Below are 25,680 nucleotides of genomic sequence, written 5' to 3'. Positions count from 1 at the left end.
CGGCACTGTGACTTCCGGAATCGAGCCCACCCCCGCGTCCTCGGGCCGCGTGGCGCGGCGCGCGGACACGATCGACGTGGTCCCGCCGCCCGCTCCGCACCGTCCCGGTCCGCGGTGGTCGCGGCGCCGCGGCGTCGTCGGCGTCTTCGGTGCGACGGCGGCCCTGCTGTTCGCCGCGGCGTACGTCGGCCCGATGGGCGGGGCCATCCTCAGCGCCCAGGCCGACGAGCCCGAGACCGTCACGCTGTACGCCGAAGGGCTCGGCGACACGCAGGCCGTGTCGACCGGGGGAGAGCGCGCGGCGCCGGTGCTGGACCGCTCCGCCTACAACGTCTTCGTCAAGCCGAAGCCCACTCCGACGCCGACTCCGACCCCGTCGAGCCGCACCGGGTCGTCCTCGTCGTCGGACTCCGAGGGGTCCTCGCGCGCAGCCGGCCCCGTGCTCTACTCGGGCGGCGGGTCCTCGGCCGAGTGGATGGCGGCCGCCGGCATCGCCGAGTCGGACTGGGGCTACGTCGACTACATCGTCAGCCGCGAGAGCGGGTGGAACCCCAACGCCACGAACCGCTCGTCCGGAGCGTGCGGCCTCGTTCAGGCGCTGCCGTGCAGCAAGGTCCCCGGCAACGGCTACGACCCCGTCGACAACCTGCGCTGGGCGACCGGGTACGCCGTGGGCCGTTACGGCAGCTGGGCGGCCGCGTACGGCTTCTGGACCAGCAACCACTGGTGGTGAGCGGCATCCATGCCCCGGTCCCGTAAGCGCCGGCCTTCGCCCGATCGGGGGGACGACTCGCTGGACCGTCTGATCGCCGGCTGGAAGCGCACCGAGACGCGGCGCGGTGGCGAGTGGACGGTGCAGCCGATCTCGGCCCCGCAGGCGCAGAAGGAGTACATCTGCCCCGGGTGCGGACGTACCGTCGGCATCGGCGTCGCCCACGTGGTGGTGTGGCGCGCGGACGGGGTCCTGGGGGATGCCGCCGACCTGGCGGCGCGCAGACATTGGCACACGCACTGCTGGAGGATCGCCTGATGGAGATACGCGGACCCGTCCTGCTGCCCGCGCGGCGGGAGGACATCGAGCTGGAGACCCTCGACGGCCTCACCCTCGTCGGTGAGCTCGCCCTGCCCGCCGAGCGTCCGCCGGTCGCCACGCTGGTGACCCTGCACCCGCTGCCCACCGCGGGCGGGTTCATGGACTCGCACATCCTGCGCAAGGCCGCGGGGCGCCTGCCGGCCCTCGCCGACCTGGCGGTGCTCCGCTTCAACACCCGGGGGACGACCTCTCCCCGGGGGACGAGCGAGGGCGCGTTTGACGGCGGGGCGTCCGAGGCGTTCGACGTCGCCGCGGCGGTGGACTTCGCGCGCGAGCGCGGCCTGCCCCGCCCGTGGCTGGTCGGCTGGTCCTTCGGCACCGAGCTCGCGCTGAAGTACGGCCGCGACCACGACGTCGACGGCGTCATCCTGCTCTCGCCGCCGCTGCACCGCGCCACGGCCGAGGAGGTCGCAGCCTGGGCCGGCGACCCGCGCCGCATGGTGATCCTCGTCCCCGAGTTCGACGACTACCTGCGTCCGGCCGAGGCGCGCGAGCGTTTCGCGTCGGTTCCGGATGCCACCCTGATCGCCGTCGACGGCGGCAAGCACCTGTGGGTCGGCGAGACGCAGACCCGCCGCGTGCTCACCGAGATCGTCGCGGCCGTCGCCCCGGAGGCGCTTCCGCTGCCGACCGAGTGGGATGGACCCGTCGCCGGCTGAGCCCGGCGTCAGCGCTCGTTCTGCCGCGGGATGACGACCTCGCGGTAGATGATGAGGATGCTCGCGGCCACCGGGATGGCGATGAGCGCGCCGAGCAGGTTCAGCAGCGCGCCGCCCGCGAGCGCGGAGATCACGACGACCGATCCCGGCACGGACACCGCCCGGTTCATGATGCGCGGCGCCAGCACGTACGCCTCGACCTGCATGTAGACGAGGTAGTAGATCGCCGCGGCGAGGATCGCCCACGTGGGTGTCCCGAGCCCGGGGATGAGGCACGTCAGCACGATGATCGTCGATCCCGTGAGCGTCCCCACGAGGGGGATGAGCGAGAAGAAGAAGGCGATGACGGCCAGCACCGCGGGGAACGGGGCGCCGATGATGCTGAGGAAGATGGCGCTCAGGATGCCGTTGATCACGCCGAGGCTCACCTGGCCCATGACGTAGTAGCCGACGGAGTCGGTGATCTTCTCGGCCAGCTCGATGAAGCGCGCGCGCTTGGACGCCGGCACCAACTGGTAGACCGCCGACTTGAGCGACGGCGTCGACGCGGTGAAGTAGATGGTCAGGATCAGGACGATGAACGCCCCGCCGAGGCCGGCGGCCACGGCCCCGCCGAAGGTCAGCAGGCTGTTGCCCACCATGGTCGACACGGAGCCGAGGTCCAGGGAGCGGAACCACTCCTGGATCCCGTTCCACACCTCGTCGATCTGGAGCCAGGGGAACGTCGCCGAGGCCCACGCCTCCACGTCCGCGACCGTCTGATTCCACCGTTCGGGCTGCAGGAGCTGCTCCACCTCGACGACGAGCTGGCTGATCTGGCTGACGATGATCGGCACGATCATGAGGATGATGCCGGCGAAGATGCCGAGCACGGCGACGATGGTGAGCAGGACCGCCGCCCAGCGGGGGAGCCCGCGGCGCTCGAGGAAGGACACCACCGGGTCCAGGCCGAGGGAGAGGAACAGGGCCGTGCCGACGTAGAGGAGGATCGTCGACAGGCTCTGGACGCTGCCGATCAGCAGGAGGCCGACGCCGACGCCGAGCGTGGCCAACAGGGCGACCCGGAACGGGTTGTGGATCTTCATGCTGTGCACTCCGCTTCGTCCGGGTGCGCACGCGCCCGTCCGGTCAGGATACTGACGCCAGGCGGCGCGAGAGGACAGCGACGGGCCTCGGTGGGAACTTTCAGACACCCTCGGATAGTCTGAAACGTCGATTCTTCGGTGGCCGCCCGAGCCGCCGGTGGGGATGGTGTGTAGCGTGCGATTCGTCTGGGCCGTGGTGGCGTTCGTCATCGCCGCCGTCATGATCGGTGCGGGCATCGCCCAGCGCACCGTCTTCCAGGGCCCGTCGGAGGCCGCGCAGACCGTGCAGACGGATGCCACGACCGCCTACACCCTCGTGGACGGAACGGTCCTCGGCGCCCTGCCCGGTGCGCAGACGCTCCGCATCGAGGGCGACGGCCAGGTCTTCGCCGCCTACGGCCGCACGGACGACGTCCGCGCCTGGCTCTCCGACACGGAGTACACCGCCGTCACGCTCGACGCGGAGGGACGCGCGCAGACCTCGACCGTCGAGCCGACGGCCGACGCGTCCGCGGCATCCGGCTCCGAGGAGTCCGCGACGCCCCGGACCCCCGTGGGCTCGGACCTGTGGCTGGACGAGTTCCAGCAGGACGGCTCGCTCGCCACGACGCTCCAGCTCCCCGCGAACATGAGCGTCCTCATCGCCTCCGACGGCGTCGCGCCCGCGCCGTCCACGATCTCGGTCACGTGGCCGGTCGACGACTCCACCCCGTGGGCGGGACCGCTCATCGTGGGCGGCTCGATCGCGCTGCTGATCGGCATCGTCCTGTACTTCCTCGGCATCCGGCACGTGCGCCGGCAGCGTCGTCCGCGCCGCAAGGGGCTGCCGCTCCCGGTGACCGAGCCGATCTCGACCGTCGACCTGGATGCCGCCGACAAGGGCGTGGTCAGCTCCACACCCGGCCGTCGTGCGTCCGGCCGCGGCCGCGGGGTGCTCGGCGCCGGGCGCCGTGCCCTCGTCGCGGTCCCCGCACTGGGCCTGTCCGCGGTGCTGTTCGCCGGCTGCTCGGCGGATGCGTGGCCCCAGCTGGCCGCGAGCGAGACGCCCAGCCCGACCCCGACCGTCATCGTCCCGGAGGGGCAGTTCCCGCCGGCGGTGACCGAGGAGCAGGCCAAGCGCATCGTCGCCCGGATCTCGCAGGCGGTGTCCGAGGCCGACGCGTCGCTCGACCCCGCCGTGGCGGAGACCCGTCTGACTGGGTCGGCCCTCGCCGAGCGCGAGACCAACTACACCCTGCGGGCGGCCCTGCCCGATCGCCCCGCCCTCGCGTCGATCCCGGCGGAGCCGGTGCAGATCGTCCTGCCGCAGACGATCGGCGGCTGGCCCCGGTCCGTCATGGCGGTGGTGGAATCTCAGGATGCCGCGGCTCCCGCGACCACGATCATGATGATGACCCAGGAGGACCCCTGGGCCGACTACAAGGCCTCCTACGTGGGCAACCTCGAGGCGTCCACGAACCTCCCCGAGCTCGCCGCGGCCTACGTGGGGGCGACGCAGGTGCCGCCGGACTCGTCGTTCCTGGTGCTGCGTCCCGATCAGGTGGCTGCCGCCTACGCCGATCTCATCAACAACGGCGAGAACAGCGCCTACTGGTCGCAGTTCGACACCGCGAACGACCTGCTCCTCCCGGCCATCGCGGAGAACAAGCGGACGCGCACCGAGGAGTTCGCACAGACCGCCTCCGGGACCGGTGAGCTGACGTTCACCGCGAGCGCGGGCACGGCGGCGCCGATCGCCCTCGCGACCCTCGACACGGGCGCCATCGTCGCGGTGAACGTCCTCGAGAGCGATACTGCGCGGTCGACCAACTCCGACGCGGTCATCAAGCTGGACAACAACCCGGCGGTCAAGGCCCTCACGGGGGTCGACCAGTCCGCGACAGGATTCACCACGACCTACTCCGACCAGATCTTCTTCTACGTCCCCAGTCAGGGGTCGGATGAGAAGATCCGTCTCCTCGGATACCGTTCCAGCCTCCTCGAAGCGAAGGTGACTCCGTGAGCAACCCCGCCGCCCCCGGTTCCGTCATGCGCGGCGCCGTCGACCTGTCGTCGCTCCGCAACCGGCCGCAGACGCCTGCCGCCCCCGCCGAGGCCGCGGCCGCGGGTGCGGCCTCCTCCCTCGTGTTCGACGCCACGGACGCCTCCTTCGGCCAGGTGCTCGAGCTCTCGCGCACCGTGCCGGTGGTCGTGGACCTCTGGGCCGAATGGTGCGAGCCCTGCAAGCAGCTGAGCCCCGTGCTCGAGAAGGTCGTCGTCGAGCTCGGCGGGCGCCTCGTCCTCGCCAAGGTGGACGTGGATGCCAATCCGCAGCTCGCCCAGGGCTTCCGCGCGCAGTCGATCCCCATGGTCGTCGCGCTCGTGGGCGGTCAGCCGGTGCCGCTGTTCACCGGCGTCGTCCCGGAGCAGCAGGTGCGCGACGTCTTCGCCCAGCTGCTCCAGGTCGCCGCGCAGAACGGCGTCACGGGCGTCGTCCCGGTCGAGGGTGCGCCCGTGGACGAGGACGCCGCCGAGGCTCCGCTGCCGCCGCTGCACGCCGAGGCGTTCGCGGCCATCGAGGAGGGCGACTACGCCCGCGCGGCCGACGCCTACGAGCGCGCCCTCGCGGAGAACCCCCGTGACGCCGACGCCCGCGCCGGCCTCGGACAGGTCCGGCTGCTCGCGCGCGTCCAGGGCGCGGACCTCACCGCCGCACGGGCGGCCGCGGCCGCCGCCCCCCTCGACCCGGAGGCGCAGTTCCTCGTCGCCGACCTCGACCTCAGCGGCGGCCACGTCGACGACGCCTTCGGCCGTCTGCTGGAGCTGTTCGCCGCGCTGCCCGCCGACGAGCGCGCGCCGGTGCGCGAGCGCCTGCTGGAGCTGTTCGGCCTCGTCGGAGACGAGGACGCCCGCGTCATCCGCGCCCGGTCGCGACTGGCCTCGCTGCTGTTCTGAGAACGCAGGACGAAGGCCCCGACCGGATGGTCGGGGCCTTCGTCATGCTCGGCGCGTCAGGCGCCGGCGCCGTGCTGCAGCCAGAGCACGCCCAGCGGCGGCAGGGTGAGGACCGCGCTGCCGCGGGCGTCGGTGGTGATGGACCCCAGGTTGCCCTGGCCCGAGCCGCCGAAGGCCTCGGCGTCGCTGTTGAGGACCTCGGTCCATGTCCCCGCCTCGGGCAGGTCGAGCGGGAAGTCGTTCAGCGGCGTGCCGGAGAAGTTGCAGACGGCCGCGACGGTGTTGCCGTGGTGGTCGCGTCGGGCGAAGGCCAGGACGTTGGGGTTCCAGGCCGGCGCGCCCAGTCGCGAGAACGCGGCGCCGTCGTGGTCGCGCGACCACAGCGGGGCCTGGGCCCGGTAGACGCGGTTGAGCTCGGCGACGAACGCCTGCAGCTGCGCGTGCGAGGGCTGCTCCAGCATCCACCAGTCGAGGCCGCGAGCCTCGGACCACTCGGACATCTGGCCGAACTCCTGGCCCATGAACAGCAGCTGCTTGCCCGGGTGCGCCCACATGTAGGCCAGGAACGCGCGCATGTTCGCGAGCTTCTGCCAGTGGTCGCCCGGCATGCGGCCGAACAGGGAGCCCTTGCCGTGCACGACCTCGTCGTGACTGATCGGCAGGATGAAGTTCTCGCTGAACGCGTAGACGAACGAGAACGCCAGCTCGCCCTCGTGGTGCGAGCGGTACATCGGGTCGCGCCCGATGTACTGCAGCGAGTCGTTCATCCAGCCCATGTTCCACTTGAACCCGAAGCCGAGGCCGGCGTGCGAGGTGGGCGCGGTCACGCCGGGGAAGCTCGTGGACTCCTCGGCGATCATCGCGATGCCGGGGTAGCGCTTGTAGGCGGTCGCGTTGACCTCCTGCAGGAACCGGATCGCCTCCAGGTTCTCCCGTCCGCCGAACTGGTTCGGCGCCCACTCCCCGTCGTTGCGGGAGTAATCGAGATAGAGCATGGATGCCACGGCATCCACTCTCAGTCCGTCGACGTGGAACTCCTCGAACCAGTACAGGGCGTTCGCGACGAGGAAGTTGCGCACCTCGTTGCGGCCGTAGTCGAAGATGAGCGTGCCCCAGTCCTTGTGCTCGCCGCGCCGCGGGTCCGGGTGCTCGTACAGCGCCTCACCGTCGAAACGGGCGAGGGCGAACTCGTCCTTGGGGAAGTGGCCGGGGACCCAGTCCATGATCACGCCGATGTCGGCCTGGTGCAGACGGTCGATGAGGTAGCGCAGCTCGTCGGGGGAGCCGAAGCGGCTGGTGGGCGCGTAGTAGCCGGAGACCTGGTAGCCCCAGGAGCCGCCGAACGGGTGCTCCGCGAGCGGCAGGAACTCGACGTGCGTGAAGCCCTGCGCGCCGACGTACTCGATGATCTCGTCCGCCGCGTCGCGGTAGGAGAGCCCCGGGCGCCACGAGCCCAGGTGCAGCTCGTAGATGGACATCGGGCGGTCCAGCGGCGCGGTCTGCGAGCGTCGCTGCACCCAGGCGTCGTCATCCCAGCGGTAGTCGGACGCGGTGACCACGGACGCGGTCGCCGGCGGCACCTCGGCCAGGCGCGCCATCGGGTCGGCCTTCTGGATCCAGGCACCTGCGCGGGTGAGGATCTCGAACTTGTACCGCGTTCCGACGCCGATGTCCGGGACGAACACCTCCCAGACGCCGCTGCCTCCCATGGAGCGCATCGCGGTGCCGGTGCCGTCCCAGCCGTTGAAGTCGCCGATCACGCGGACGGCGCGCGCGTTGGGCGCCCAGACCGTGAACGCGGTGCCGGTCGACCCGTCGAGCTCGCGCACGTGCGCGCCGAGGACGCGCCAAAGCTCCTCGTGGCGTCCCTCGACGATGAGGTGGAGGTCCAGCTCCCCGAGCGAGGGCGTGTGGCGGTAGGCGTCGTCGGCGGTGTGCTCCGCGCCGTCGTCGTACGCGGCGCGGACGACGTAGGCACCGGGAGCCTCGGCGGAGAGTCCCTCCCAGATCCCGGCACGAACGTGCTCCAGGGCGAGCGTCTCGCCGGATGCCGTCTCGACGACGACCGTGCGGGCGAGCGGACGGCGGGTGCGCACGACCCAGCCGTTCGCGGTCGGGTGGGCGCCCAGGACGCTGTGGGGGTCGTGGTGGGACCCGTGGGCGACGGCGTCGAGCAGGTCGGGGGAGAGGGTGGTCATCGGGCCTCCTTCACGTGCAGGATGTGCACGGGCTCGCTGTACGCGTCGAGGCGCACGAAGTTGTGGTCCGCCCAGGTCCAGACCTGTCCGGTGACGAGGTCCTCGACGTCGTACGGGGTGCCGGGCTCGACGCCCCACACCGTGGTGTCCAGGTGGACGGTCGTCTGCCGCGCGGAGTGCGGGTCGACGTTGACGACCACCAGGATGGTGTCGCTCTCACCGGTCGGCGAGAGGGCGGCATCCAGGTGCTTGGAGAAGACGAGGACCGCGTCGTCGTCGCTCCAGTGCACAGACAGGTTGCGCAGCTGACGCAGCGCCGGGTAATCGCGGCGGATGCGGTTGAGCAGGCGGAGGTACGGGGCGAGGGAGTCGCCGGCGGCCTCGGCGCCCTCCCAGTCGCGGAACTTGTACTCGTACTTCTCGTTGTCGATGTTCTCCTCGGACCCCGGCCGCGCGACGTTCTCGTACAGCTCGTAACCGGCGTAGACGCCGTAGGTCGGGGCCGCCGTCGCCGCGAGGGCCGCGCGGATCTTGTAGGCCGGGCGACCGCCGAACTGCAGGTACTCCGTGAGGATGTCCGGGGTGTTGACGAAGAGGTTCGGACGCAGGAAGTCGGCGGTGTCGTGGGCCAGGCCGGAGAGGAACTCCTCGAGCTCCTCCTTGGTGTTCCGCCACGTGAAGTACGTGTAGCTCTGCTGGAAGCCGGCCATCGCGAGCCCCTGCAGCGGCGCGGGGCGCGTGAACGCCTCGGCGAGGAACACGACGTCGGGGTCCTCGGCGCTGACGGTCGCGATCAGCCACTCCCAGAACTGCAGCGGCTTGGTGTGCGGGTTGTCGACGCGGAAGATGCGCACGCCCTGGGCGATCCAGTGGCGCACGATGCGCAGCACCTCGGCGCGGATGCCCTCGGGGTCGTTGTCGAAGTTGACCGGGTAGATGTCCTGGTACTTCTTCGGCGGGTTCTCGGCGTAGGCGATGGAACCGTCGGGCAGGGTCGTGAACCACTCGGGGTGCTCCGTGACCCAGGGGTGGTCGGGGGAGGCCTGCAGCGCCAGGTCGAGGGCGACCTCGATGTCGTTGTCCCGCGCCGCCGCCACGAACGCGCGGAAGTCCTCGAGCGTCCCGAGATCCGGGTGGACGGTGTCGTGGCCGCCGGCCGGACCGCCGATCGCCCACGGGGAGCCGGGGTCGCCGGGCTCGACGACCAGCGTGTTGTTCGGGCCCTTGCGGTTGCTCTCGCCGATGGGGTGGATCGGCGGGAGGTACAGCACGTCGAAGCCCATGTCGGCGACGGCGGGCAGGCGGTCCACGGCCGTGCGGAACGACCCGCTCACCACGGAGCCGTCCTCGGCGCGGGTCGCACCCTCGGAGCGCGGGAAGAACTCGTACCAGGCTCCGACGCCGGCGCGCTCGCGCTCGACGAGCATCTCGGCGTCGCGTCCGACCGTGACGAGCGTCGCGACCGGCCGTGCGGCGAAGAGGGCGGCGATCGCGTCGTCCTCGACGATGTGCAGAGCCTCGTCGTCGTGCACCTCCGGGTCCCGCAGGCGGCGTGCCGCGGCCTCGAGGATCTGCTTGTCCTCCGCCGGCCGGCGCCGGTCGGCCCGGGCGCGGTCGAAGAGCTGGGCGCCCATCTCGCGCATGAGCGGCGCGTCGACGCCCGCCGCGATCTTGACCTCGGCGGCGTGCTGCCAGGTGGCGAAGTCGTCGGCGAACGCCTCGAAGCGGAAGCGCCACACGCCCTGCTCGAGCGGGGCCACGAGGACCGACCAGCGGTCGAACCCGTCGTTCAGGGGCGACAGGCGGTGCAGCGACTCGTCGCCGGAGGGCGAGAAGAGCCGGACGTGCACGCCGATGCGGTCGTGTCCCTCCCGAAACGCGGTGACGGTGAACGGCACCGCCTCCCCGACGAACGCCGACGGCCGGAAGCGACCGCCGGGGACGCTCGGGTGCGGCTCCGCGATGGGGATCCGCGGTGTCGCGACGCCCTTCGCTGTCGGCGTCGCCCGCGCCGGACGGACGGGGATCGCGGCGGCGCTGCGCCAGGGACGGTCGGGCGTGGGTGTCGTCGTCGTGAGGGCCACGGTCCGAACCTACCGGCGCGGCCGGGGCCGGGAACGGACCTTGACACACGACGCGCGGAGACCGAAGCGACCGGCCGCGACGGACGGAGTCGCGAACGATCGACCCCGGCCGGCGCACCGGGGCGCGCCGCCGTCCCGCCTACTCGACGCGGAACAACCGCATGGAGGTGCCGGGCACCGCGACGACGTCGCCGGGCGCGAACCGCGGCGTGCGGTCGTCCGGGCGCTCGTCGGCGCTGGACCACAGGGACACGTACGCGGTGGCATCCGGGATCCCGGGGAGGGTGACCTCCGTGGGGTTCTCGTCGCCGTGGACGATGAGAAGGATGCGGTTGGCCTCCTCGACCTCCGGCGTGGAGCTCGCCACCCACTGCACGGTGCGGTGGGAGGGGTCGGTCCAGCCGTCGCTCGACATGGTCGCACCGTTCTCGTCGAACCACTCCATGACGGTGGCCGACGGGATGCGCTCGCCCTGCCGCGCGAAGCGCACGGGACGCAGGGCCGGGTTCTCGCGGCGCAGCCGCAGGAGCCGCTGCGTGTGCGCGAAGAGGTCCTGCTGCCACGGGGCGTGCTCCCACGACAGCCAGGTGAGCGCCGAGTCGTGGCAGTAGGCGTTGTTGTTGCCGCGCTGGGTCCGTCCGGACTCGTCGCCCGCGGTGATCATCGGCACGCCCGCGGACAGCAGCAGGGTCCCCATCAGGTTGCGCATCGCCTTGCGACGGGCGGCGAGGACGCGCTCGTCGTCCGTCGCGCCCTCCGCGCCGTGGTTGAAGGACCGGTTCGTGTCGGCGCCGTCGCGGTTCTGCTCGCCGTTGCCGAGGTTGTGCTTGACGTCGTAGGACACGAGGTCGCGGAGGGTGAACCCGTCGTGCGCGGTGACGAAGTTGACGCTGGCGAGCGGGCCGCGCTCGTCGGAGAAGGTGTTCGACGAGCCCGCCAGCCTCGTGGCGAAGCCGCCGACGCCGACGGGGGCGTGCTCGGCGCGGCGGGCGTAGTCGATGTCGCTCAGCCAGAAATTGCGCACCCGGTCGCGGTAGCGATCGTTCCACTCCAGCCAGCCGTCGCCGAAGTTCCCGGTCTGCCACCCGCCCATGCCGACGTCCCAGGGCTCGGCGATCTTCTTGACCCGGGCCAGCGCGGGATCCTCGCGGATCGCGGTCAGCAGCGGGTGATCGGGCTGGAACGAGTGCCGCTCGTCCCGGCCGAGCGTGACGGCCAGGTCGAAGCGGAAGCCGTCGATCTGCACCTCCTCGGACCAGTAGCGCAGGGAGTCGAGCACGAGACGGGCGGCGGCGTCCGTCGAGGTGTTCACCGCGTTGCCGCAGCCGGTCTCGTCGATGTAGGCGCCCTCGGCGGTCTGCCGGTAGTAGGAACGGTTGTCGATGCCCCGCAGGCTCGTGCGCGGACCGCCGATGCCCTCCTCCGCCGTGTGGTTGTACACGACGTCGAGGATCACCTCGAGTCCGGCCTCGTGCAGCAGCTTCACCATGCCCTTGAACTCCCGCAGCACGGCCTCGGGTCCCTCGGCGCGGCTCGCGGCCGTGGCGTACGGCGCGTGCGGCGTGAAGAAGTTCAGCGAGTTGTAGCCCCAGTAATTGCTCAGGCCCAGGTGCAGCAGCCGCGGCTCGGTGGCGAAGGCGTGCACGGGGAGGAGCTCGATGCTGGTGACCCCGAGCGAGAGGAAGTGCTCGATCATCGCGGGGTGCGCGAGGCCGGCGTAGGTGCCGTGGAGCGCCGGCGGCACGTGCGGGTGACGCTTCGTCATCCCCTTGACGTGCCCCTCGTAGAGTATGGTGCGGTCCAGCGGCACGGCCGGCTTCGTCGAGCCGCCCCAGTCGAACCCGCCGTCGACGACGACGGAGCGCCAGTCGCCGAACCCGCCGACGACGAGCCCGCGCGAGTAGGGCTCGATGAGCAGGGACTGCGGGTTGAAGGTGTTGCCCGGCCCGTGCGGCCCGGCGACGCGGACGGCGTAGCGCGCGCCGGGACGGAGGAGGGGACTGGATGCCGCGAACACCCCGCCGCCGACCGCGTCCATCGGCACGGTCTCGATCGCCCAGTCGAGGTCGACGTCGTCGAAGATCAGCAGCTGCATCGCCTCCGCGTGCGCCGACCAGACGCGCAGCGTGCCGCCGTCGGGACCGGGCCGGACGCCGAGGTCGTCGAACGCGGCGGAGAGCAGGCCGGAGCGCGGCGGGGACAGGAGCTCGGGGCGGACCATGCGCCTAGGGTAGTGAAGGCAGATGAGCGCGACGCACGGGAGGCCGGAGATGCGGGTCTACCTCGATCACGCCGCGACGACGCCTCTGCGGCCCGAGGCGCGGGACGCCTGGCTCGCCGCTCACGACGTGATCGGCAACCCGTCCTCCATCCACGGCGCCGGTCAGGAGGCGCGTCGCCTCCTCGAGGACGCCCGGGAACAGCTCGCCGGCGTGCTCGGCTGCCAGCCTATCGAGGTGGTGCTGACCTCCGGAGGCACGGAGGCGGCGAATCTGGGCCTGAAGGGGCTGTGGTGGGCGAGGGATGCCGCCGACGACGCGATCGTCCTCCCCGACGGCGAGCATCACGCGACGCTGGACGTCGTGTCGTGGCTCGCGGCGACGCAGGGCGCGCGGGTCCGCGACGTCCCCCTCGACGCCCGCGGGCGCATCGATGCCGCCGCGTTCGGCGCGGCGCTGCCCGGCGCGGCGATGGCGACGGCGCTGGTGGCGAACAACGAGGTCGGGACGCTGCAGGACGCCCCCGCCCTCTCGGCTGCGGCCGCCGCGGCCGGCGTGCCGCTCCACCTCGACGCGGTGTCGGCGCTCGGGCAGGTCCCCGTCGACTTCTCCGCCTGGCGCGGCCCGGGGTCGGATGCCGGCGGTCTCGCGGTGATGTCGGTGTCCGCCCACAAGGTCGGCGGCCCGGTCGGCGTGGGCGCGGCCGTCGTCTCCCGCCACGCGCGGGTCACGGCGCTCGTGCACGGCGGCGGTCAGCAGCGCGCGCTGCGCGCCGGCACCCAGGACGTCGCCGGCGCGGCCGCCTTCGCCGCCGCCGCCGTCGCGACGGAACGCGAACGCGACACCGAGACGCAGCGGGTGCGGGCACTGCGGGACCGCCTGGTGAGCGGCATCCATTCGTCCGTGCCGGCCGCCCGTCTGCTCGGCGACCCGGACGACCGGCTGCCCGGAAACGCGCATCTGCTGTTCCCGGATGCCGCCGGCGAGACGCTGCTGTTCCTGCTCGACATGGAGCGCATCGCGGTGTCCACCGGCTCGGCCTGCCAGGCGGGCGTGGCGGAGCCCTCGCTCGTCGTGCTCGCGCTCGGCCTGGACGAGCGCGCCGCGCGGTCGGTGCTGCGGTTCAGCCTCGGACGGACCACGACCGCGGCGGATGTCGACCGGCTCCTGGAGCGGCTGCCGTCGGCGTACGCGCGCGCGGTCGCCTCCGGCGCCCGGGCCTGACCCGCCGGGGCCCGGGCTGTTCCGGTGCGGGGCCCGACCCGCCGGGGACCGTGCCGTCCCGGTGCCGGGCCCGACCCGGCGCGCCGGTCCCGGCGCCCGGTCAGGGGAGGGTTCGTAGACTGGGACGATGCGAGTTCTGGCGGCGATGAGCGGAGGCGTGGACTCCGCGGTGGCGGCGGCGCGCGCGGTCGAGGCCGGGCACGACGTCGTCGGCGTGCACCTGGCCCTGTCGCGCGCGGGCGGGACGCTGCGCGCCGGCAGTCGCGGGTGCTGCACGATCGAGGACTCGATGGACGCCCGCCGGGCCGCCGATCGCCTCGGCATCCCCTTCTACGTGTGGGACTTCTCGGAGCGGTTCCGCGACGACGTCATCGAGGACTTCGTCGCCGAGTACCGTGCCGGACGCACCCCGAACCCCTGCATGCGGTGCAACGAGAAGATCAAGTTCGCCGCGCTGCTGGAGCGGGCGATCGAGCTCGGCTTCGACGCCGTGTGCACCGGCCACTACGCCACCCTCGTGGACGGTCCGGACGGGCGCGAGCTGCATCGCGCGTCCGACAACGCGAAGGACCAGTCCTACGTCCTCGGCGTGCTGACCGCCGACCAGCTGGCCCACACCTACTTCCCCCTGGGCATCACCCCGTCGAAGGCGCTGGTTCGCCAGGAGGCCGCCGCACGCGGTCTCACCGTCGCGCAGAAGCCCGACAGTCACGACATCTGCTTCATCCCGGACGGCGACACCCGCGGCTGGCTCGCCGACAAGGTGGGCGCGGAGCGCGGCGAGATCCTCGACCGCACCGGCGCCGTGATCGGCAGTCACGAGGGCGCGCACGCCTTCACGGTCGGTCAGCGGCGCGGACTGCAGCTGGGCGTCCCGGCCGCGGACGGCAAGCCGCGCTTCGTCCTGGAGGTGCGACCGGTCAGCAACACCGTGGTCGTCGGCCCGAAAGAGGCGCTCGCGTGCGCCGAGATCGCGGGGGAGCGGTTCACCTGGGCCGGGCGGGCGCCCGCTGCCGCGCGGTTCGCGTGCGACGTGCAGATCCGTGCGCACGCCGACCCCGTGCCGGCCGTCGCCGAGATCGCCGACGGCATCCTGACCGTCCGGCCGGAGACGCCGTTCGACGGCGTCGCCCCGGGACAGACCGCGGTGCTCTACGCGGGCACGCGCGTGCTCGGGCAGTTCACGATCGACCGGACCGTCTCGGCCGTGCCGGTCGACGCCTGAGACGGCGTTCCGCCTCGCGCCCCGCACGCCCCCGCGCGACAGCGGACGTCCGGCAACCCCCGCGGGCATGTCGGGACCCCTCCCTAAGCTTGACCCGTGAGTGAGCACGACCAGCTTCCCGACCTGACCCTCGACCAGGCGCGCGACGAGGCGCGAGACCTGACCCGGCGGATCACCGACGCCCGCGAGGCGTACTACGGGCGCGACGCCGAGGTCGTCGACGACGCGACGTACGACGGCTGGATGCACCGGCTCGAGGCCATCGAGCGTCTCTACCCGGAGCTGCAGGGCCAGGACAGCCCGACCCAGTCCGTGGGCGCCGCCGAGACCACGGACCTCGCGACCATCGAGCACGCCGAGCGCATGCTCAGCCTCGACAACGTGTTCTCGCCCGACGAGCTGAGGGACTGGGCGGTCAAGGCGCAGAACGCGGCGGGCCGCCCGGTGTCGTGGCTGAGCGAGCTGAAGATCGACGGACTGGCCATCAGCCTGCGCTACGAGAACGGCGTGCTCACGTCGGCGGCGACCCGCGGCGACGGGCGCGTGGGCGAGATCGTGACCGAGAACGCGCTGCGCGTCGCCGGGATCCCGCGCGAGCTCGCCGGCGAGGGGCACCCCGCGCTCGTGGAGGTGCGCGGCGAGGTGTTCATCCCCGTCGCGGCGTTTGAGAACCTCAACCGCCTGCAGGGCGAGTACCGCGAGCGCGCGGTCGCCGAGGCGCGGGAGCGCGCGTCCGGGCGCCGCGGCGGCCGGGGGTTCGACGAGGAGAAGGCGGAGCTGGCGGCGGCGCGGCGCTTCCCCGCGTTCGCCAACCCGCGCAACGCGGCCAGCGGCGGGCTGCGGCAGCAGATCGAGAAGAAGTCGGGGCTCGAGCTCGAGGCCGGCCGCGCGCGCATCGCCGCCCTCGCGCTGTACGTGCACGGCATCGGCGCCTGGCCCGACCCGCCGGTCGCCGCACAGAGCGAGGTGTACGAGCTGCTGGCATCCTGGGGACTGCCTACCTCGCCGTACTACAAGGTCGAGCCGTCCGTCGACGGCGTGCTCGCCTTCGTCGCCCATTACGGCGAGCATCGCCACGACGTCGAGCACGAGATCGACGGGGTCGTCGTCAAGATCGACGAGCTCGCGCTCCACGACGAGCTCGGCGCGACCAGCCGGGCGCCCCGCTGGGCCATCGCCTACAAGTACCCGCCCGAGCAGGTCAACACGCGGCTGCTCGACATCGTCGTGTCGGTCGGCCGGACCGGCCGCGCCACCCCGTTCGCCGTGATGGAGCCCGCCCGCGTGGCCGGCAGCGTCGTGCGTCAGGCGACCCTGCACAATCAGGACGTCGTGAAGGTCAAGGGCGTCCTCATCGGCGACACGGTCGTGCTCCGCAAGGCCGGCGACGTCATCCCCGAGGTACTGGGGCCCGTGGTGGAGCTGCGCGACGGCACGGAGCGGGCGTTCGTCATGCCCGCGGACTGCCCCGAGTGCGGCACCCCCCTCCGGCCCGCGAAGGAGGGCGACATCGACCTGCGCTGCCCGAATGCGCGGTCCTGCCCCGCGCAGGTGCGGGGCCGCGTCGAGCACATCGGCTCGCGCGGAGCGCTCGACGTCGAGGCGCTCGGCGAGGTCACCGCAGCCGCCCTCACGCAGCCCGAGGTCCCGGAGCGCCCGCCGCTGGACACCGAGGCGGGCCTGTTCGACCTCACCGTCGAGCAGCTCGTCCCGATCGAGGTCGTCGTCCGCGACGCCGAGACGGGGGAGCGCAAGGTCGACCCCGACACCGGCGAGCTCGTGCGCCGCACCCCCTTCCAGAAGCTCGGCCCGGCGACGTACCCGCCCGGCACCGAGGACCTCGACGCGGCGGAGCGCCGTCGCCGCGGCATCCGCAAGGACTTCCGCGAGGTGCGGCCGTCCGAGCAGGCGACCAAGCTCGTCGCCGAGCTCGAGAAGGCGAAGACGAAGGACCTCTGGCGTCTGCTGGTGTCCCTGAACATCCGCCACGTCGGCCCCGTCGCCGCACGCGCGCTGGCGCAGTGGTTCGGATCCCTCGATGCCATCCGGGCGGCCTCGCGCGACGAGCTCGCGTCCGTCGAGGGTGTGGGCGGGATCATCGCCGACGCGGTCATCGACTGGTTCGAGGTCGATTGGCACCGCGAGATCGTGGACCGGTGGCAGGCCGCGGGAGTGCGCTTCGCCATCCCGGGCCACCCCGGTCCCGGGGCGGCGGCCGCAGCGGGCGGCGTGCTCGCAGGTCTGACGGTCGTGGCGACCGGGTCGCTCGACGGCTACACCCGTGAGGGCGCGCAGGAGGCCATCATCGCCGCCGGCGGCAAGGCGGCCTCGAGCGTGTCCAAGAAGACGGACTTCGTCGCGGCCGGTCCCGGCGCCGGGTCGAAGCTCGCGAAGGCCGAGGAGCTGGGCCTGCGGATCCTGGATGCCGCCCAGTTCCGTGTCCTCGTCGAGAAGGGCCCCGCGGCGCTCGACGACGGCGCGGACGCGGACGCATCCGAGGCGATCACGCCCGCGGACGACAGCGATAGCTGAGCGCACGAGAAAGGGCGGGGCATCGCCCCGCCCTTTCGTGGTCGTCCGGCTCAGCCCTCGCAGGCGGTCCCGGCCTGGGTGAAGCTGTCCTGCAGTGCGGTGATCTGGTCGCCCAGGCCGCTCGCGGTGTTCGGGTCGGCGAGGACGCCGTCGAGGAAGGTCACGTACTCCTGGAGCTGGGTGCTGGCCTCCTGGGCCAGCGGTGCGACCTCGGCGTTGGTGATCTGCGCGAAGTCGGTCTCGACCTTGTCGGCGAGCGTCTTGAACGTCGCGATCGCCGTCTCCGGGTCCGACGTGGCGATGTCGCTGCTGGCCTGCGAGACGTCGGTGAACGACGTGATGATGATCTGGCAGGCGTCGTCCTTGGACTGCCCGCCTTCCGGCGCGGTCGTCTCCGCGCTCTCGGTCTCGGCGACCGCGGTGGGCGTCGAGGAGGGTGCGTCGCTCGTCTCCGAGGCGGTCGACGGCGACCCGCCGCCGGTGCACCCGGTGAGCAGAAGCAGGGCCGAGGCGGCGATGAGAGCGAGCGGCGTGCGCATGGTGGTCATGTGAGTCCCCACTGGTGATGGCCGGGTCCCGAGGCGGCCCGGTGCCTCCACCGTAGCGAGAATGCGCCCGCCGGCCGTGCACCGCGCTCAGCTGCGCGCGAGGCTCTCCCGCACCTGGCGGCGCTGCACCTTGCCGATGAGCGACCGCGGCAGCTCGTCGACGAGCACGATGCGCCGCGGCACCTTGTACGGGGTCAGGATGCCGCGCGCGAACGTCCGCACCGCCTCGACGTCCAGCTCGCCCGGGGTCGAGGGCACGACCGCCGCGACGACCTCCTCGCCGGAGTGCTCGCTGGGGAGTCCGACGACCGCGACGTCCGCGACGCCGGGGTGCTGCCGCAGGACGTTCTCGACCTCGGTCGGGGCGACGTTGAAACCGCCCGTGATGATCAGCTCCTTGATGCGATCGACGACGCGGACGAACCCGCCGTCGTCGATCGTCACGATGTCACCGGTCCGGAACCATCCGTCGACGAAGACGGCCTCGGTCTCGTCGGGCTTGCCGTAGTAACCCGAGAACACCTGCGGCCCGCGTACGAGCAGCTCGCCGCGGGCGCCGGGCTCGACGTCGATGCGCGGGTCCTCCGGGTCCACGACGCGGCATTCGGTGCCCGGCAGAGGCAGTCCGACCGTGCCCGGGACGCGGTTGTCGGCGACGGGGTTGGCCATGAGGACGGGCGAGCACTCGCTCAGGCCGTACCCCTCGACCAGGTACCCGCCGGTCGCGGCCTCGAACGGCACGACGACCTCGTGGGGCAGGGCCATGGCTCCCGAGATCGCCACCTGCGTGCCCTCGAGCGAGACGCCCTTCTCGCGCGCGGCGGCCAGGAGGCGTTCGGCGATGGGCGGGACCAGCGGCAGGAGGGTGGCCGGATGCCGCTTGGTCACGGCCAGCACGAGGTCCGGGTCGAACTTGGGGAAGAGCACGAGGCGCGCGCCCATCGACATCGCGAAGGTGAGGCACAGCGTCAGTCCGTACGCGTGGAACATCGGCAGCACGGCGTACACGACGCATCCCTGGCCGCGCACGATCGACGGCGTCCACGCGCGCGCCTGCGCGGCGTTCGCCAGCAGGTTCGCGTGCGTCAGCATCGCCCCCTTCGGCGCGCCCGTCGTCCCGCTCGTGTACTGGATGATCGCGAGGTCGGACGCGACGGGACGGGGGTGCGTCGCCGGGAGAGGATCGTGGCCCACCAGGTCCTCCCAGGCGACGGCTCCCGACGTCGGCTCCGTGAGTGCGGCGCGGGCCTCGCGCGCCTTCGCGACGGGCAGGCGGAGCGCCAGCCGCGTGCGCAGCGGCATGGCCCGGGTCACGTCGACGGAGACGAGCGTGCGCAGCCGGAGGTCGGCGGGGAAGTCCTGCACCGTCGCGACGACCTTGCTCCACACGACGGCGTGCTTCGCGCCGTGGTCCTCGAACTGCTTCCGCAGCTCGCGCGCGGTGTAGAGCGGGTTGTGCTCGACGACGACGGCGCCCAGGCGCAGGATCGCGTAGAAGGCGACGATGTGCTGCGGGCAGTTCGGCAGGACGAGGGCCACCGGGTCGCCGGCGCGGACGCCGTGCGCCGCGAGAGCCGCCGCGGCGCGCGCGATCTGCTCCGACAGGGCGGTGTAGCTGGTCTCCCGGCCGAAGAACTCCAGCGCGGGAGCGTCCGGGTAGTCCCGGGCGGAGGCGTCGACGATGTCGAGGAGCGAACCGGTCTGCTCGTCGAGGTCGACGGGGACGCCGTCGGCGTAGCTGCTGGTCCAGGGGCGCGGCGGATCGAAGCTCGTCACTCCGTCAGCCTAGGGCGGACCCTCCGCGGCCCGGCCGGGCCCCGCGCGTGTCGTCCGCACCTGTTCGCCGTCCGTTCGCCCGACCGCACGCCGACGGCCGGCGGCGTGCGCCGTCGCGTCCCGGGGCGCGTCCCGGCGCGCTGCCGCGCGCGAACTAGACTTGCCGGGTGTCTGAAATCACCCCTGATCTCGTGCGCCATCTCGGTGTGCTCGCCCGGATCCAGTTGAGCGACGAGGAGGTCCAGAGCCTCACCGGCCAGCTGGATGCCATCGTCGACAACATCGCCAAGGTGTCGGAGGTGGCCACCCCCGACGTCGTCGCGACGAGCCACCCGATCCCGCTCGAGAACGTCTTCCGCCCCGATGTCGTGGGCGACACGCTCACGCGCGAGCAGGCGCTGCAGAACGCGCCGGATCAGGCCGACGGCCGGTTCCGCGTGACCGCGATCCTGGGAGAAGAGCAGTGACCGACCTCACCCGCCTCACCGCCGCCGAACTCGCGGCCGCCCTGACCGCGTCCGACGTGTCGAGCGTGGAGGCCACGCAGGCCCACCTCGACCGCATCGCCGCGGTCGACGGCGACGTCCACGCGTTCCTGCACGTCAGCGACCACGCCCTCGAGGTCGCCGCCGACATCGACCGTCGCCGTGCGGCGGGGGAGCAGCTCGGCGAGCTCGCCGGCGTGCCCCTCGCGGTCAAGGACGTGCTCGTCACCACCGACATGCCCTCGACCAGCGGATCCAAGATCCTCGAGGGTTACATGTCGCCGTACGACGCGACCGTGGTGGCGCGCTCCCGCGCCGCCGGTCTCGTCCCGCTCGGCAAGACCAACATGGACGAGTTCGCCATGGGATCGTCGACCGAGTTCTCGGCGTACGGTCCCACCCGCAACCCGTGGGACCTCGACCGCATCCCGGGCGGCTCCGGCGGAGGCTCGGCCGCCGCCGTCGCCGCGTTCGAGGCGCCGCTGGCGCTCGGCTCGGACACGGGCGGGTCGATCCGTCAGCCGGCCCATGTCACCGGCACGGTCGGCGTCAAGCCCACCTACGGCGGCGTGAGCCGATACGGGGCGATCGCCCTGGCATCCAGCCTCGATCAGGTCGGACCGGTCACGCGCACCGTCCTCGACGCCGGGCTCCTCCACGACGTCATCGGCGGGCACGACCCGCACGACTCCACGTCGCTGTCGGACTCTTGGCCGTCGTTCGCCGCCGCCGCGCGCGAGGGCGCGACCGGCGCGGTGCTGAAGGGGCTGAAGGTCGGCGTCATCCGCGAGCTCGATGACCGCGGCTTCCAGAAGGGCGTCTCCGACTCGTTCCGCGCGTCGCTCGCGGCCATGGAGGCGCAGGGCGCGGAGATCGTCGACATCAGCGCTCCGCACTTCGAGTACGGCGTCGCCGCCTACTACCTGATCCTGCCGGCCGAGGCCTCGAGCAACCTGGCGAAGTTCGACTCCGTCCGCTTCGGCCTCCGTGTGACGCCGCAGGGCGCCCCGACGGTCGAGAACGTCATGGCCGCCACGCGCGACGCCGGTTTCGGTCCCGAGGTCAAGCGCCGCATCATCCTCGGCACCTATGCGCTGTCGGCCGGGTACTACGACGCCTACTACGGCAGCGCGCAGAAGGTCCGGACGCTCATCCAGCAGGACTTCGACGCGGCCTTCGCGGAGGTCGACGTCATCGCGACGCCCTCCGCGCCGACCACGGCCTTCCGTCTCGGCGAGAAGATCGACGATCCGCTGCAGATGTACCTCAACGACGTCACCACCATCCCGGCGAACCTCGCCGGGGTGCCGGGCATCTCCATCCCCAGCGGCCTCGCCGAGGAGGACGGCCTGCCCGTCGGCATCCAGTTCCTCGCTCCCGCCCGGGAGGACGCGCGTCTCTACCGGGTCGGCGCGGCGCTCGAGGCCCTGCTGGTGGACCAGTGGGGCGGGCCCCTGCTGGACAAGGCCCCCTCTCTCACGAACGGAGCGACGCGCTGATGGCGAAAGACGCCCTGATGGACTTCGACGAGGCGCTCGAGATGTTCGAGCCCGTCCTCGGCTTCGAGGTGCACGTCGAGCTGAACACCGCGACCAAGATGTTCTCGGCCGCGCCCAATCCCGCGAACGAGGCGCACCACGGCGCCGAGCCGAACACCCTCGTCGCGCCGGTCGACATGGGACTCCCGGGCGCCCTGCCGGTCGTGAACCAGGAGGCGATCCGCTCCTCGATCAGCCTGGGCCTCGCGCTCGGTTGCTCGATCGCGCCGTCGAGCCGGTTCGCGCGGAAGAACTACTTCTACCCCGACCTCGGCAAGAACTACCAGATCTCGCAGTACGACGAGCCGATCGCCTTCGAGGGCTCCGTCGAGGTCGAGCTCGAGGACGGCACCATCGTCACCGTGCCGATCGAGCGCGCCCACATGGAGGAGGACGCCGGCAAGCTCACCCACATGGGGGGTTCGACGGGTCGCATCCAGGGCGCGGAGTACTCGCTCGTCGACTACAACCGCGCGGGCGTCCCGCTGGTCGAGATCGTCACCAAGCCGATCTTCGGCGCGGAGCACTCCGCACCGGCGCTGGCGAAGGCGTACGTCGCGACGATCCGCGACATCGTGCGCGCCCTCGGCATCTCGGAGGCCCGCCTGGAGCGCGGCAACCTGCGCTGCGACGCCAATGTCTCGCTCCGCCCCCGCGGCCAGGAGAAGCTGGGCACGCGCACCGAGACGAAGAACGTCAACTCGATGCGGTCGGTCGAGCGGGCGGTCCGGTACGAGATCCAGCGTCAGGCCGCCATCCTCGCCAAGGGCGGCACCATCACGCAGGAGACGCGCCACTGGCACGAGGACACCGGTCGCACCTCCCCGGGGCGCCCGAAGTCGGATGCCGACGACTACCGCTACTTCCCCGAGCCCGACCTGCTGCCGGTCGTCCCGGCGCCTTCGCTGATCGAGGAGCTGCGCGCCGCGCTCCCCGAGCCGCCGGCCGCGCGTCGTCGCCGTCTGAAGGGCGAGTGGGGCTTCACCGACCTGGAGTTCCAGGACGTCGCCAACGGCGGCCTGCTCGACGCGGTCGCCGACACCATCGCGGCCGGGGCCGCCCCCGCCGCCGCCCGGAAGTGGTGGACGGGCGAGATCACCCGCGTCGCGAACGCGCAGGAACGGGATGCCGCCGGCCTCGTCTCGCCCGAGAACGTCGCCGCGCTGCAGAAGCTCGTCGACGCGGGCACGCTGACCGACAAGCTCGCGCGCCAGGTGCTCGAGGGCGTCATCGCCGGCGAGGGCACCCCGCAGGAGGTCGTCGACGCGCGCGGTCTCGCCGTCGTGTCCGACGACGGGGCGCTCATCGCGGCCATCGACGAGGCCCTCGCGGCCCAGCCGGACGTCCTCGCGAAGATTCGCGACGGCAAGGTGCAGGCCGCCGGTGCCGTCATCGGCGCGGTCATGAAGGCCATGAAGGGCCAGGCCGACGCCGCGCGCGTGCGCGAGCTCGTGCTGGAGCGCGCCGCCGCCCAGTAGCCGACCCCGGATGCCACGACCCCCGCCGTTACGCGGCCGGGGGCCGTGGCATCCGTCGTTCCCGCCCCTCTCGCCGGTGTCCGGGCCGATGTCGGAGGCCCGGGGGAGAATGGATGCCATGGGTCGGGGTGACGGGACAGGGCGGCTCGTGTCGCCGCCCGGCGCCGACGACACCGGCACCGGCATCCTGCACGTCGATATGGACGCCTTCTTCGCGTCCGTGGCCGTGCTGGACGATCCCTCCCTCGCGGGCAAGCCGCTCATCATCGGCGGGTCCGAGGGGCGCGGCGTCGTGTCGAGCGCGTCTTACGAGGCGCGGCGGTACGGGGTGAAGTCGGCGATGCCGGTGGCGATCGCGCTGCGGCTGTGCCCCACGGCGATCGTCGTGAACCCGCCGTACTCCCGCTACACGGAGATGTCGCGGCAGGTGATGGCGATCTTCGAGTCGGTGACCCCCCTGGTCGAGCCGCTCTCGATCGACGAGGCATTCCTGGACGTGCGCGGCGCCCGTCGTCTCTGGGGCAGCCCGGGGACCATCGCGCGCGACCTCCGCGCGCGCGTCCAGGCCGAGACCGGGCTGACGTGCAGCATCGGCGTGGCCGCGACCAAGCACGTCGCCAAGATGGCCTCGACCATCTCCAAGCCCGACGGTCTGCTCATCGTCTCGGCGGCGAACACCGACCGGTTCCTCCGCCCCCGCTCCGTGCGCGCCCTCTGGGGCGTCGGGCCGAAGGCGGCCGAGGCGCTGGAGTCCCGTGGCATCCGGCTCATCTCCGACGTCATCGACACTCCGCGGCATGCGCTCGATCAGGTGCTGGGATCGGCGATGGGGGAGCGCATCTGGCACCTGGCGCGGGGGATCGACGCCCGCGAGGTCCACACGGGGCGGTCGGAGAAGAGCGTCGGACACGAGGAGACGTTCCACGCCGACATCTCCGACACGAGCACCCTCCACGTCGAGCTGCGCCGTCTCGCCGATCGCGTGGGAGCCCGCCTGCGTAAGCAGGACTACGAGGCCTCGACGATCTCCATCAAGGTCCGGTTCTCGGATTTCACGACGATCAGCCGGTCGCGGACGCTCCGCGAGCCGACGTCGGTGGGGCAGCGCATCGGCGATGCGGCGATCGAGCTGTTCGACGGCATCGACCGCCGGCAGGCGGTGCGCCTGGTCGGCGTGCGGGGCGAGAAGCTGCGGCCGGTGTCGGTGGCGGCGACCCTCTGGGACGACGACGCGGAATGGCGGCGGGTCGAGGGAGCGCTCGATGGCGCGACCGAGCGGTTCGGCCGCGGAGCCGTGACGCGGGGCTCGCTTCTCGGGCCGTCCCGGGGCGGCGGAGCCCTGCCGACCAACCCGCGACCGTCGTACGACCACTGACCGGCGCCGTCCGGCGGCGTACGGTGACCGGCGCGGAACCGCCTGGCGCGGCTCAGGGGTCGCCGGTGCGGGCGACGGAACCCCCTGTGCCGGGCGGGGACCGGCCGGTACGGTGAGTCCATGCCCAACATCGCATTGGAACTCGGCAAGCAGTCCACCAGCTTCGGCGTCACCGCCGCCTACGGCGAGCAGCAGGACGTCGACGGTGTGCGCATCGTCCCGGTCGCGCTGACCTGGGCGGGCTTCGGCGGCGGGTCCGACGAGCAGGGCAACGGCGGCGGCGGGGGCGGCGGCTACACCCTGCCGCTCGGCGCGTACGTCCGCCGCGGCGACGACCTGCGCTTCGAGCCCAACATCGTGTCGCTCCTGGCCGTCGGCGTCCCGTTCGTGTGGGTCGCCGGTCGCGCGCTCAGCCGTGTCATCCGCGCCCTCAAGAAGTAACGCCGCAGACCCCGTCGACACCGCGTTGACGCAGGCCGTCGGCGCGGTGCTCGCGCGTGTGCGGGCGGTGGGGGCCGCCAATCCCGTCGTCCTGGTCGACGGTCGGAGCGGGGCGGGCAAGTCCTCGCTGGCCCGCCGGATCGTCGCGGCCTGGCCGCGGCCGGGTCGTGTGCAGCTCGTCGCCCTCGACGACCTCTACCCCGGATGGGACGGCCTCGTCGACGGCGCCGAGTACGCGCGCGCCCAGGTCCTCGTCCCGCACGCGAAGGGGCTCATCGGGATCTGGGAGCGCTGGGACTGGGAGGCCGACGCGCGCGCCGAGGCCCACGCGGTCGATCCGGCGCTGCCGCTCATCGTCGAGGGGGCGGGGGTTCTCACCTCAGCCTCGGCGCCGCTGGGCGACGTCACCGTCTGGGTGGACGCGCCGACCGCCGTCCGCCGGCGACGGGGGCTGGACCGCGACGGGGACACGTACCGTCCGCACTGGGACCGCTGGGCCGCGCAGGAGGACGCCCACATCGCGGCGCACGCGCCGGCATCCCTCGCCTCCCTCGTCATCGAGGTGCCCTGACCACGGCGCTCGTGAGGTCGGCGTCAGCCGGGGGAGGAGATATCGCGGCGGGAGGATCCCGGGGCCTGGATGCCACCTCCTCAGGCCGCATCCCCTCCCTCCCCCGACGCGGGTCGGCGTCGGCCGAGGGAGGAGATGTCGCGGCGGGAGGATCCCGGGGCCTGGATGCCACCTCCTCAGGCCGCATCCCCTCCCTCCCCCGACGCGGGTCGGCG

20 protein-coding genes are annotated in these 25,680 nt (G+C 72.5%); 14 read left to right on the top strand and 6 right to left on the bottom strand.

Going from position 1 to position 25,680, the window contains the following annotated elements:
• Positions 1-7 precede the first annotated feature (7 nt).
• The 3 genes from ACO03V_RS03880 to ACO03V_RS03870 are packed head-to-tail and all read left to right on the top strand — an operon-like array spanning position 8 to position 1,752.
• Positions 8-733: a transglycosylase SLT domain-containing protein gene (locus tag ACO03V_RS03880; protein ID WP_367726642.1), complete on the top strand. Its 726-nt coding sequence runs from the start codon at positions 8-10 to the stop codon at positions 731-733.
• A gap of 9 nt (positions 734-742) precedes the next feature.
• Positions 743-1,030, top strand: a complete 288-nt coding sequence (locus ACO03V_RS03875; RefSeq protein ID WP_423136685.1) for a hypothetical protein — start codon at positions 743-745, stop codon at positions 1,028-1,030.
• Positions 1,030-1,752 (top strand): alpha/beta hydrolase, encoded by a 723-nt coding sequence (locus ACO03V_RS03870; protein ID WP_423136684.1) that lies wholly within the window; start codon positions 1,030-1,032, stop codon positions 1,750-1,752. The genes ACO03V_RS03875 and ACO03V_RS03870 overlap by 1 nt, the downstream gene beginning before the upstream one ends.
• 8 nt (positions 1,753-1,760) lie before the next feature.
• Here the strand turns inward: ACO03V_RS03870 and ACO03V_RS03865 are convergent, their stop codons facing one another.
• Positions 1,761-2,837 (bottom strand): AI-2E family transporter, encoded by a 1,077-nt coding sequence (locus ACO03V_RS03865; RefSeq protein ID WP_367726645.1) that lies wholly within the window; start codon positions 2,835-2,837, stop codon positions 1,761-1,763.
• Between the two features lie 175 nt (positions 2,838-3,012).
• Here ACO03V_RS03865 and ACO03V_RS03860 point away from each other — a divergent pair, with 175 nt between their 5' ends.
• The gene (locus tag ACO03V_RS03860) at positions 3,013-4,839 is read left to right on the top strand and encodes a glycosyl transferase (protein WP_423136683.1); all 1,827 of its coding nucleotides are present in this window, start codon (positions 3,013-3,015) and stop codon (positions 4,837-4,839) included.
• A complete protein-coding gene (locus tag ACO03V_RS03855) occupies positions 4,836-5,771 on the top strand; it encodes a tetratricopeptide repeat protein (protein WP_423136682.1) in 936 nt (311 codons plus the stop codon). Before ACO03V_RS03860 ends, ACO03V_RS03855 begins: the two co-directional genes overlap by 4 nt.
• A 56-nt stretch (positions 5,772-5,827) precedes the next feature.
• On the opposite strand, the gene glgB is transcribed toward ACO03V_RS03855, so the two are convergent.
• From glgB to glgX, 3 genes are all read right to left on the bottom strand, one after another.
• Positions 5,828-7,969 (bottom strand): 1,4-alpha-glucan branching protein GlgB, encoded by a 2,142-nt coding sequence (gene glgB, locus ACO03V_RS03850; RefSeq protein WP_423136681.1) that lies wholly within the window; start codon positions 7,967-7,969, stop codon positions 5,828-5,830.
• Positions 7,966-9,933 carry a maltotransferase domain-containing protein gene (locus tag ACO03V_RS03845; protein WP_423137117.1) on the bottom strand — a complete coding sequence of 656 codons (1,968 nt, stop codon included), beginning with the start codon at positions 9,931-9,933 and terminating at the stop codon, positions 7,966-7,968. The genes glgB and ACO03V_RS03845 overlap by 4 nt, the downstream gene beginning before the upstream one ends.
• Before the next feature lie 259 nt (positions 9,934-10,192).
• Positions 10,193-12,274 (bottom strand): glycogen debranching protein GlgX, encoded by a 2,082-nt coding sequence (gene glgX / locus ACO03V_RS03840; protein ID WP_423136680.1) that lies wholly within the window; start codon positions 12,272-12,274, stop codon positions 10,193-10,195.
• Positions 12,275-12,323: 49 nt separating this feature from the next.
• Here glgX and ACO03V_RS03835 point away from each other — a divergent pair, with 49 nt between their 5' ends.
• From ACO03V_RS03835 to ligA, 3 genes are all read left to right on the top strand, one after another.
• The gene (locus ACO03V_RS03835; RefSeq protein ID WP_423137116.1) at positions 12,324-13,496 is read left to right on the top strand and encodes a cysteine desulfurase family protein; all 1,173 of its coding nucleotides are present in this window, start codon (positions 12,324-12,326) and stop codon (positions 13,494-13,496) included.
• A gap of 127 nt (positions 13,497-13,623) precedes the next feature.
• Positions 13,624-14,721, top strand: coding sequence for a tRNA 2-thiouridine(34) synthase MnmA (gene mnmA / locus ACO03V_RS03830; RefSeq protein WP_423136679.1), 1,098 nt, complete (start codon positions 13,624-13,626; stop codon positions 14,719-14,721).
• 96 nt (positions 14,722-14,817) lie between these two features.
• The gene (gene ligA, locus ACO03V_RS03825) at positions 14,818-17,253 is read left to right on the top strand and encodes an NAD-dependent DNA ligase LigA (RefSeq protein ID WP_423136678.1); all 2,436 of its coding nucleotides are present in this window, start codon (positions 14,818-14,820) and stop codon (positions 17,251-17,253) included.
• Between the two features lie 50 nt (positions 17,254-17,303).
• Here the strand turns inward: ligA and ACO03V_RS03820 are convergent, their stop codons facing one another.
• Both ACO03V_RS03820 and ACO03V_RS03815 read right to left on the bottom strand, forming a co-directional pair.
• Positions 17,304-17,801: a hypothetical protein gene (locus ACO03V_RS03820; protein WP_367726652.1), complete on the bottom strand. Its 498-nt coding sequence runs from the start codon at positions 17,799-17,801 to the stop codon at positions 17,304-17,306.
• Between the two features lie 87 nt (positions 17,802-17,888).
• The gene (locus tag ACO03V_RS03815; protein ID WP_423136677.1) at positions 17,889-19,577 is read right to left on the bottom strand and encodes a long-chain-fatty-acid--CoA ligase; all 1,689 of its coding nucleotides are present in this window, start codon (positions 19,575-19,577) and stop codon (positions 17,889-17,891) included.
• A 167-nt stretch (positions 19,578-19,744) separates the two neighbouring features.
• Here ACO03V_RS03815 and gatC point away from each other — a divergent pair, with 167 nt between their 5' ends.
• From gatC to ACO03V_RS03785, 6 genes are all read left to right on the top strand, one after another.
• Positions 19,745-20,044, top strand: a complete 300-nt coding sequence (gene gatC, locus ACO03V_RS03810; protein WP_367726654.1) for an Asp-tRNA(Asn)/Glu-tRNA(Gln) amidotransferase subunit GatC — start codon at positions 19,745-19,747, stop codon at positions 20,042-20,044.
• Positions 20,041-21,561 (top strand): Asp-tRNA(Asn)/Glu-tRNA(Gln) amidotransferase subunit GatA, encoded by a 1,521-nt coding sequence (gatA, locus tag ACO03V_RS03805; RefSeq protein WP_367726655.1) that lies wholly within the window; start codon positions 20,041-20,043, stop codon positions 21,559-21,561. The genes gatC and gatA overlap by 4 nt, the downstream gene beginning before the upstream one ends.
• Positions 21,561-23,078 carry an Asp-tRNA(Asn)/Glu-tRNA(Gln) amidotransferase subunit GatB gene (gatB, locus tag ACO03V_RS03800; protein WP_367726656.1) on the top strand — a complete coding sequence of 506 codons (1,518 nt, stop codon included), beginning with the start codon at positions 21,561-21,563 and terminating at the stop codon, positions 23,076-23,078. The genes gatA and gatB overlap by 1 nt, the downstream gene beginning before the upstream one ends.
• Before the next feature lie 118 nt (positions 23,079-23,196).
• Positions 23,197-24,453, top strand: coding sequence for a DNA polymerase IV (locus ACO03V_RS03795; RefSeq protein ID WP_387054125.1), 1,257 nt, complete (start codon positions 23,197-23,199; stop codon positions 24,451-24,453).
• Between the two features lie 120 nt (positions 24,454-24,573).
• Positions 24,574-24,894, top strand: a complete 321-nt coding sequence (locus ACO03V_RS03790; RefSeq protein ID WP_367726658.1) for a hypothetical protein — start codon at positions 24,574-24,576, stop codon at positions 24,892-24,894.
• Positions 24,869-25,465 carry a hypothetical protein gene (locus ACO03V_RS03785; protein WP_367726659.1) on the top strand — a complete coding sequence of 199 codons (597 nt, stop codon included), beginning with the start codon at positions 24,869-24,871 and terminating at the stop codon, positions 25,463-25,465. Before ACO03V_RS03790 ends, ACO03V_RS03785 begins: the two co-directional genes overlap by 26 nt.
• The last annotated feature ends 215 nt before the right edge of the window (positions 25,466-25,680 follow it).

This window comes from Microbacterium sp. HMH0099, from assembly GCF_049384025.1.
In the GTDB taxonomy this organism is placed as follows: Bacteria; Actinomycetota; Actinomycetes; order Actinomycetales; family Microbacteriaceae; genus Microbacterium.
This window is presented reverse-complemented; position numbering and strand designations above follow the sequence as displayed.

What these genes read in the sequence shown, in the direction of transcription:
- ACO03V_RS03790 (WP_367726658.1), top strand. Translation starts at nt 24,574, where the DNA reads ATGCCCAACATCGCATTGGAACTCGGCAAGCAGTCCACCAGCTTCGGC.
- ACO03V_RS03820 (WP_367726652.1), bottom strand. Translation starts at nt 17,801, where the DNA reads ATGACCACCATGCGCACGCCGCTCGCTCTCATCGCCGCCTCGGCCCTG.
- ACO03V_RS03875 (WP_423136685.1), top strand. Translation starts at nt 743, where the DNA reads ATGCCCCGGTCCCGTAAGCGCCGGCCTTCGCCCGATCGGGGGGACGAC.
- glgB (WP_423136681.1), bottom strand. Translation starts at nt 7,969, where the DNA reads ATGACCACCCTCTCCCCCGACCTGCTCGACGCCGTCGCCCACGGGTCC.
- ACO03V_RS03870 (WP_423136684.1), top strand. Translation starts at nt 1,030, where the DNA reads ATGGAGATACGCGGACCCGTCCTGCTGCCCGCGCGGCGGGAGGACATC.
- ACO03V_RS03795 (WP_387054125.1), top strand. Translation starts at nt 23,197, where the DNA reads ATGGGTCGGGGTGACGGGACAGGGCGGCTCGTGTCGCCGCCCGGCGCC.
- glgX (WP_423136680.1), bottom strand. Translation starts at nt 12,274, where the DNA reads ATGGTCCGCCCCGAGCTCCTGTCCCCGCCGCGCTCCGGCCTGCTCTCC.
- ACO03V_RS03865 (WP_367726645.1), bottom strand. Translation starts at nt 2,837, where the DNA reads ATGAAGATCCACAACCCGTTCCGGGTCGCCCTGTTGGCCACGCTCGGC.
- gatB (WP_367726656.1), top strand. Translation starts at nt 21,561, where the DNA reads ATGGCGAAAGACGCCCTGATGGACTTCGACGAGGCGCTCGAGATGTTC.
- mnmA (WP_423136679.1), top strand. Translation starts at nt 13,624, where the DNA reads ATGCGAGTTCTGGCGGCGATGAGCGGAGGCGTGGACTCCGCGGTGGCG.
- ACO03V_RS03835 (WP_423137116.1), top strand. Translation starts at nt 12,324, where the DNA reads ATGCGGGTCTACCTCGATCACGCCGCGACGACGCCTCTGCGGCCCGAG.